Source organism: Myxococcales bacterium (assembly GCA_012517325.1).
Lineage (GTDB): Bacteria > Lernaellota > Lernaellaia > Lernaellales > Lernaellaceae > JAAYVF01.
Map to the genome: position 1 here is coordinate 87,788 of JAAYVF010000074.1, position 7,087 is coordinate 94,874.

Consider the following 7,087-nt stretch of genomic DNA (forward strand, 5'->3'; position numbering starts at 1 on the left):
GCCGACAATGGCGATCCATCCCTGGATCGCACGCCGGGTGTTTCTCAGCACCCGGCTAGCAGGCTGTTGAAAAAGGCCGTCCTGGCCTTTTTCAACCGCGCTCAACAAAAAGCGTGGTTTTTCTTTCGCTTCATTTACAGCAACTTCGGAAGTTGCCGACAATGGCGATCCATCCCTGGATCGCATGCCGGGTGTTTCTCAACACCCGGCTAGTAGCCGTAGCGCGTCCGCCGACGGCGCTTCTTCTTCTGGCCATCGGCGTAATAGTAGTAATAGGAGTAATAGCCGTAGTCGTAGCGATAGCCGGCGTAGATGTTGTTGGTCACAATGCCCAGCAGCTTCGCGTTGACCTTGTCCAGCAGGTCGATCGCTCGATAGACGCCCGAGGCGCGGCTGCGGCCCAGCTCGACGACCAGCAGCGTGCTGTCCACCGCCGACGAAAGGATCGCGGCGTCGGTGACCGCCAACACCGGCGGGCTGTCGAACAGGATCAATTCGAAGTTCTGCTGCAGGGTGACGATCAAATCCTTGATGTGCTGGCTGCCCAGTAATTCGGTCGGGTTGGGCGGAATCGGTCCGGAAGGAATGACGAACAGGTTGGGCACCGACGTTTCGATCAGCACGTCCCGCCAATCCTTCTCGTTGAGCAGCACATTGGTCAGGCCGGGATCGCGGCTGATCTGGAAAATGTTGTGGACGTTGGGCTTGCGCAAGTCGCAGTCGATCAGCAGCGTGCGCCGGTTGATGTTGGCGAAGGTGACCGCGAGGTTGGTGACGATGGTCGACTTGCCTTCGCTGGGCCCGGCGCTGGTGATCAACAGCGTGCTGAGCTTGCGGTCCGGGTCGGCGAAATGGATGTTGGTGCGCAGCGAACGGAAGGCCTCGGAGATCGGGCTCTTCGGGCTGTTCTGGGTGACCAGGTTGTAGGGCACCGCGCGCGGCGCCTCTTCCTCTTTTTCCTTGCGCGACTCCGGGATGCGCGGAATGACGCCGTAGATCGGTTTGCGGATCAGCCGCTCGATTTCCTCGACCGACTTGAGCGAATCGTCGATGAACTCGAGGAAGAAGGCGACGCCGATCGCCAGCAGCAGGCCGGCCAGCGCGCCGAGCAGCAGGTTCAGGCGGATGTTCGGCTTGATCTGGCCGTGCGGCGTCACCGCCCAGTCGATCACCCGGATGTTGCTGATCGTCGAGGCCATGGCGATGCGCGCTTCTTCCTTCTTTTCGAGCAGGAAGGTGTAAATCTGGCTGGTGACCTCGCTGGAGCGCATCAGTTCGGCCAGGTCGCGTTCGGCCCCCGGCAGATTGGCGATCTGCCCGTCGTAGGTCTTGACGACCTCGTCCAGTTTTTTCAGCCGCGCGTCGATGTTGGTGATGGTCTGCTTGAGGATGCCGGCGATCTGCTCGCCGACCGAATTGATCTCCTGGTCCACCGCCTGCACCTGCGGGTGATCCTCGGTGAGGTCGGTCAGCAGGGAACTCTTTTTCGATTTCAACCCGGCCAGTTGCTGGCCGAGCCCCGACAGCACCGTATCTTCGGCCGAGGACAGGCTCGGCAAGGTGGCGTTTTCGATGCCGCCCTTCTGAATCGTGCCCAGAATCGCGCTGTACTTGTACTTGTCGATCTGCATCTGGGCGCGCTGCAGCTCGAACTTGGCGACCGAGTCGATCAACGCCCCGGCCTCGTTCGAGAGCATCATGATGCCCTTTTTCTGCTTGTAGAGCCGCAGGTCGTCCTCGCTGTTTTCCAGGTTCTTGCGGACGATTTCGACTTGGCTTTCGATGAAGGAGACGGTCTGCTGCGCCTCGCGGCTCTTCTCCTGCACGTTCAGCTTTTCGTAGACCTCGACCGTCTTGTTGACGATGTCGCGCGCCAATTGCGCGAACTGGCTGCGGTAGGCGATCTTGACGATCTGGGTGCGATCGCCGATCTCGGCGACCGCCAGGTTCGTCTGCACCATCCGCACCGTGCCGTCGAAGGGCCGCTGCGAGAAGCGGAACCAGACGCCCTTTTTAAAATTCTTGGCTTCGATGTCGAAATTGATGTCGGGCTGGTGCAGGCCTTTTTCGAGGCTGCCCTGGCCGACCTTGGCGCCCTTGTAGCGAACTTCGAAATTGCCCTGGTTGTCGAGGAATTCCACCTCGTAGGTGCGGCCGCGGTATTCCTTGCGCAGATCGACGTCCTTGAGCGTCACTTCCAGGTCGTCGGACTGATCCAGCACCACGACATCGAGCTTTAGTTCGCGCACGACCGCCTCGGCGACGGTCCGGCTGCGAATGATTTCCATTTCGGCGGCGACCGGATTGGACCGGCCGATGCGAGCCAGGTCGCCCAGCAGGGCGTTTTGCGTGCTTTCGTCCTTGATCTGCACCAGCGCGAACGCCTCGTAAATTGGCGTCATCAGGAAGGTGTGGATCAGTACGGAGATGGCGACGGCGAGAAAAGTCAGCAGGACGACCACCCGCCGGCGAAAGAGGACGCGGAAATAATCGGCAATCTGGACTTCGGTGGACCGGTGACGCAGTTCCATGGGTTATCGGTTTCTCGTCAGTGAATCGATCGACGCCGCATCCAGCACGATCTGGCTCAGATTCGGCAACAACTGGCCGAGCACGCGATCCCATTTGGTCAGGCCGCTCGCCGGAACGAAAACGATATCGCCGTTTTGCAGGAAGGGAACGTCGGGCTTTTCGCCGCGCATGACCTCCTGGTAGTCGACCGTATACACGCGCGGGTTGGCCAGGCTGCCCCGGATGACCTTGATGCCGCGCTTGAACGCCGTGGTTTCGTTGAAACCGCCGGCCAGGGCGACGGCCTCCGAGAGGCGCATCGAATGGCTGCGCATCGGCACCGCGGCGGCCGCGTTGACCTCGCCGAGCACGTAGATCTTCGCGTCCTCGATGCTGGGCAGATAGATGATGTCGCCGTCGGCCAGCAGCAGGTTCTGGCTGATGTCGCCCCGTTCGAACAGGGCGTAAAAGTCGATCGGCACGACCAGGCCGCCGCGAATCAGGTAGGAGTAGCCGAGGTTCGCCTTGTCGGCCGGGCCGCCGGCGGTCGCCACGCCCTCGAGCAGGGTGGTCGTGGCGCGGACCGGATAGACGCCAGGTTTGATCGCCTGGCCGAAAACGTAATAGACCTTGCTGCCGTATTCCTTGATTTCGACGTCGACCTGCGGATCGCGCAGCACGCGGCCGAGTTGCTGGCGCAGGCTCTCTTGCAGTTGCGTGATCGTCAGGCCCTCGGCCTTGACGTTGCCGACCAGCGGCATGAACAGGGTGCCGTCGGGGCGGATGCGGGTTTCCTTGCTCAGATCGACGCGGTTCCAGACCGTGATGCGGACGACGTCCTCCGCGCCCAGCAGGTAATCGACCCGCCGCTCGCGGATGTGATCGACCAGGCCGCGCACCTTCTGGCGCAGCTCCGATTCGTCCTCCGGCTTGGCGGTCTGCTCCCACCAGGACGCGGTGTCGGGCATGTCCTGCGGCGCGGTGCGGTTCGCCTGGCAAGCCGCGGTCAAAGCGAGCAGCAACAACCACCCGACGATCAGCCAGCGTTTACCGTGCAACTATCCTCCACGACGGTGCTTAATCGAATCCCCATGATGTTACCTGTTTAAATGGGAATTGCCAAACACTATTGGGTATCGCGCGGTTTCTTCTTGCCGAAGATCGCCACCGCCAGCACGCCGAGAAAATACAACACGCACAACGGCACGGCCATGCTGATTTGCGAAACGGCGTCGGGCGGCGTGAAAATCGCGGCGACGATGAAGATCACCACGACCACCCAACGAAACGCGCGCAAAAATCCCCTTGCGCTTACCAACCCCAGGCGACCGAGCAAGAACATGATCAGCGGCAATTCGAATGCCAAGCCAAATGCGACGATCAGCTTGCTGGCAAAACTAAAGTATTCTTTGACGCTGATCAATGCCTCCAGGGTGGCGGTGCGATAATTTTCCACCAGGAACCGGAGGCCGATCGGAAAGATGTAAAAGTAGCCGAACAACCCGCCGAGCAGAAACAGGGCGGAGCCGAAGCCGACAAAAATCATCAAAATCTTTTTTTCTTTCGCGTACAGGCCCAGCCAGATGAACCGCCCCATGAAAAACATCCACAGCGGCGTCGAGGTCAGAAAACCCGAAAAAATCCCGATGCGCAGGTAGGTCATGAAGCCCTCGGGCGGCGAGGTGAAAATCAGCTTCTGGTCGTGGCCGATCCGATCGTACACCTCCATCAGCGGCAAGGTCAGAATACGAAAAATGTCGCCGGCGAAATAAATCGTCAGCGCGCTACAGATGCCGATGGAGATGATCGAATAAAGCAGCGCTTTGCGCAGATCGTGCAGGTGATCGAGGATGCCCATCGTGCCTTCGGCCGGCCGCGGGCTTTCCGTCTGGGGCGCGTCGATCCGCTCGGTCACGAATCCGTCTCCCGACCCACTTCCGGGGCATCCGGCGGGCGGACCTCGTTACCGGTGGTCGTCAGATCGGCGGCCGGGAGGCTGTTGGTCGCTTCCGACTCCAACACGGCGGCATCCGAAACCGGCGGCGCGGACGCCGAGTCGACCGCGGTGGTTTCCGGCGGGGCCGGCTGGTTGTCGGCGGCGGGCGGGCGGGTGGCGCCTTTGGGCAACGGGTTGAGCTTCTTGCCGCCCTTTTCCATTTCCTCCAGCTCGATCTTGCGAACTTCGAGGTCGATTTCCCGTTGAATAATCGCTAGATGGTGACGAATCCAGGCGTAGCCGCGGCCCATTTCGCGCGCCACCTTGGGAAGGTTTTTCGGGCCCACCACGATCAAGGCGAGGATCAGGACGATGACGACTTCGCCGAAACTCATACCGAACATTGCCGTGTCTATCCCGCTGGTTCGAGTAATGACCGATCGGGAAGGTAGCCTCAACCCGGGAGTCTGTCAATCATTGAACGGCGGCCCCGTTGGGCACCGGCGGCGTCAGAACCGGCACTTGGGTGCAACGAACCTGATTGCCGCCGTCGATTCGCGCCTCGGCGATGGCGTCCGCCGCCAGGTGGATCAATTCGTCGTGGCTGCGTAGCGGATAAAAGCGATGGTGATAGGCGGCAAGGCCCAGCGACAACAGAATACGGAAGGGATAATCGCCGGCGCGGAACTCGCGATTTTCCAGCAGTCGCCGCAGTCGATCGGCCAATTCCCTGGCGCCGTCCAGCGGGGTATGCGGCAGCAACAGGAAAAGCGTCTCGTCGTCGAAGTGTCCTAGAACATCGAACAGGCGTTTGCGCGTTTCGAGCACGCGGGCCACGCCGCGAAAGATCAGGCTGGCCGCGTCCGCCCCCTGCAACTCCCGAAACGGCTGCAATCCGTCGATGCTGATCAGCAAAAAGCTCAACTCGCCCAGATGCCGCTTGGCGCGCTCCCACTCGGTCCGCAAGAGGCGATCGAGCTGGTTGCGCTTGTAAAGGCCGGTGGTGGGATCGACGACGGATTTTTCCCGCATCCACTGATTGACGGTTTCCAGGTTCTCGTTGCGGTTGCGCAGTTCTTCGATCGTTTTGGCTAGGCTGAAGGATCGTTTGTGCAATTCGAGCGTCAGATCCTTGCGCCGCGGGTCGCTGTCGCCGACCGCCTCGCCGAAAACCAACACGCCATCCGGCGCGCGATAAAGCGACATCAGCACCGAGACCTCCCGATCGTTCGAGGAACGCATCCGGACGATCTCGCCTTCGATTTGCGACGCCGCAGTCACGCGGTCGACCATCTCGTCGTCATCGGCGATCACCAATTCGTAGAGACTTTTTCCGACCAGTTCCTCGGGGGGTACGCCGAGGGTGTTGAGCGTGCCGGGATTGGCCTCGACAATCCGCAATTTATTGTTCAGCCGGAGCGCCAGCAGGCGGGAATGCTGAAAAAGATAATTGCGCGCCAGTTGGTCGAGGTTCATTAAAACCTTTTCCCCCTTGTGGGGTTGATATCGGATTTTTTCAAGATTTCTTGAACGAAAAAACGGACGCGGATCCGGGGGATTGCTGTTGAATAAAAAGGATCGTTATTTCAATGCGTTATCCGAACCGGAAAATCTTGCCGCCTCCTAGGAGTTGGTGACCTTTTTCGGCCCGACGGTCTTGTTGACCTCGCCGGCGGGCTGCGCTTCCGCCTCGACGGCGGCCAGCGTTTCCTCGCCCGGGCCGATCGACTTTTCCTGGATCGGTTGCGGGGAGGTCAACCCCAATTCCAGTTCGAATTGCTTGAGCAGTTCGTTGGCCTGGATTTTTTGCGCTTCCTTTTCGATCTCGATTCCCTTGATGTCGATGTTGTCCAGGGCCATTTCCATCCGCGCCTGATTGAGCGCGGCCTGCTGATTAATGCGTTCGATCATCTCGTCGTGGGTCTGGTCGATGCCGCCGACCTCGAAGGTGGCCATGGCGTCGGCGACTTTCTTCTGCCATTCGGTCTGCTTGTGCTTGGTGACGGCGCGCTGCACTTCCTCGATCTTGCGTTTCTTTTCCAGCAGAAACGCCTCCTTGACCTTCAGCGCCCGCTCGTAGGCCTCGCGGCTGACCTTGAGCTGGCTATCGTCGTTGACCAGATCCTGGTTGAGCTGCTCGAGGGTGGTGGCGAAATTGAGCGCGACATCGCGGCGGCCGGCCTGCAGGGCGGCCTTGATCCGGGCCTTGTGCTCCTCGATCTTCTGCTGCCGTTCCTTCTGACGGGTTTCCAGGAGGGACACGTTCGCCTTGATCATGGCGATCGATTCGTTCATGCGCGGCACCTGGTCGTTCATGTCGCGGATGTTCTGCTTCAAGATCTTTTCCGGATCCTCCAACGAATCCATCGTTCCGCCGAAAACGCTCCGCAGCCAACGTTTAAAGCGCGTCCACATGATTCCCTCCGCGTTTGGATCCCGGTTTGAATGATTATTTCCGTTATAATCGTTCGCCGGCGGGAGGTCAACCAAAAGACCCTGCCGTGTATTAGCTTAGCGACTTTGTCCCCTGTAACTGCTTAGCGATTATGTCCCCCATGAAGAAGGACATGATTTCGATGACTCCCAAGGAGTTACAGCGGATGAGGTTGCTGGTCTGCGTCCTGGAGGGGCAGCTGCCCC

Annotated in this window: 6 protein-coding genes; all 6 read right to left on the reverse strand. The window is 60.0% G+C overall.

Annotation, left to right across the window (positions count from 1 at the left end; all coding sequences use genetic code 11):
* Positions 1–209 precede the first annotated feature (209 nt).
* The gene (locus GX444_13205; protein ID NLH49538.1) at positions 210–2,531 is read right to left on the reverse strand and encodes a polysaccharide biosynthesis tyrosine autokinase; all 2,322 of its coding nucleotides are present in this window, start codon (positions 2,529–2,531) and stop codon (positions 210–212) included.
* Positions 2,532–2,534: 3 nt separating this feature from the next.
* Positions 2,535–3,569 carry a hypothetical protein gene (locus GX444_13210; GenBank protein ID NLH49539.1) on the reverse strand — a complete coding sequence of 345 codons (1,035 nt, stop codon included), beginning with the start codon at positions 3,567–3,569 and terminating at the stop codon, positions 2,535–2,537.
* Between the two features lie 68 nt (positions 3,570–3,637).
* Positions 3,638–4,426, reverse strand: a complete 789-nt coding sequence (gene tatC, locus GX444_13215) for a twin-arginine translocase subunit TatC (GenBank protein NLH49540.1) — start codon at positions 4,424–4,426, stop codon at positions 3,638–3,640.
* A complete protein-coding gene (locus tag GX444_13220) occupies positions 4,423–4,851 on the reverse strand; it encodes a hypothetical protein (protein ID NLH49541.1) in 429 nt (142 codons plus the stop codon). Before GX444_13220 ends, tatC begins: the two co-directional genes overlap by 4 nt.
* 70 nt (positions 4,852–4,921) lie before the next feature.
* Positions 4,922–5,923, reverse strand: a complete 1,002-nt coding sequence (locus GX444_13225; GenBank protein NLH49542.1) for a GGDEF domain-containing protein — start codon at positions 5,921–5,923, stop codon at positions 4,922–4,924.
* Positions 5,924–6,070: 147 nt separating this feature from the next.
* Positions 6,071–6,862, reverse strand: coding sequence for a PspA/IM30 family protein (locus tag GX444_13230; GenBank protein ID NLH49543.1), 792 nt, complete (start codon positions 6,860–6,862; stop codon positions 6,071–6,073).
* Between the last annotated feature and the right edge of the window lie 225 nt (positions 6,863–7,087).

Excerpts from the sequence above, each read along its gene's own strand:
- GX444_13230 (NLH49543.1), bottom strand. The coding sequence starts at position 6,862 with ATGTGGACGCGCTTTAAACGTTGGCTGCGGAGCGTTTTCGGCGGAACG.
- GX444_13225 (NLH49542.1), bottom strand. The coding sequence starts at position 5,923 with ATGAACCTCGACCAACTGGCGCGCAATTATCTTTTTCAGCATTCCCGC.
- GX444_13205 (NLH49538.1), bottom strand. The coding sequence starts at position 2,531 with ATGGAACTGCGTCACCGGTCCACCGAAGTCCAGATTGCCGATTATTTC.
- GX444_13220 (NLH49541.1), bottom strand. The coding sequence starts at position 4,851 with ATGTTCGGTATGAGTTTCGGCGAAGTCGTCATCGTCCTGATCCTCGCC.